The following is a 1,017-nucleotide window of genomic DNA, read 5'->3' on the forward strand; positions in this document are numbered from 1 at the left end:
TACTTTGAATTAAAAGGAGCGACTTAGCATGAAAATTGAAAAAGGGAATAAAGTAGTTTTAATAGGTGATGGAGCAGTTGGATCAAGTTATGCTTTTGCAGTAGTTGCACAAGGTTTAGCTGATGAATTAGTAATAATTGATTTAGATGAAGCAAAAGTTAAAGGTGATGTTGCAGATTTAAATCATAGTGCTCCATACGGTGATTCACCAGTAAAAGTAAAAGCTGGTAGTTATGAAGATTGTAGTAATGCTGACTTAATTGTCATTACTGCAGGAGCTGCACAAAAACCAGGCGAAACGAGATTAGATTTAGTAGAAAAAAATACAAAAATATTTAAAGATATTGTCACTAAAATTATGAGCACAGGCTTTAATGGCATTTTCCTTATAGCAACAAATCCAGTGGATGTATTATCCTATGTAACACAAAAAGTTTCAGGATTACCGAAAGCTCAAGTGATTGGATCAGGTACAATACTAGATACCGCACGATTTAAATTTGAACTAGCACAAGAATTTGGTGTGTCCCCTTGGAGTGTGGATGCACAAATTATTGGTGAACATGGAGATTCTGAATTAGCGATATGGTCACAAGCTAATATTGCTGGTCAACCATTATACAATTTATTAAATGATAACCCTGATAAACAACATAGAATAGATGAAATATTTACCAACACAAGAGATGCTGCTTATGAGATTATCCAATCAAAAGGGGCAACTTATTATGGCATAGCAATGGGATTGGTACGTATTACACAAGCAATTTTAAAAAATCAAAATGTAGTCTTGCCAGTTTCTAGTTATTTAGAAGGCGAATATAAACAAGAAGATGTTTATATTGGAGTGCCTACATTAATTAATAGAAATGGTGCAGTTAAAGTATATGAAACGCAATTAAATAGTGAAGAAAGTGAAAAGTTTGAAAATTCTGCCATAATTTTGAAAGATATGCAAAATAAAATCAAACAACTAATTGCATAATTCATAATTTAATTTTAAACTGTATATAAGAT

General features: G+C 31.9%; 1 protein-coding gene. It reads left to right on the top strand.

The window, feature by feature from the left end; all coding sequences use genetic code 11:
* Positions 1-28: 28 nt before the first annotated feature.
* Positions 29-985, top strand: a complete 957-nt coding sequence (locus tag CD150_RS12825; RefSeq protein WP_046208334.1) for an L-lactate dehydrogenase — start codon at positions 29-31, stop codon at positions 983-985.
* The last annotated feature ends 32 nt before the right edge of the window (positions 986-1,017 follow it).

The organism is Staphylococcus ureilyticus, from assembly GCF_002902235.1.
In the GTDB taxonomy this organism is placed as follows: domain Bacteria; phylum Bacillota; class Bacilli; order Staphylococcales; family Staphylococcaceae; genus Staphylococcus; species Staphylococcus ureilyticus.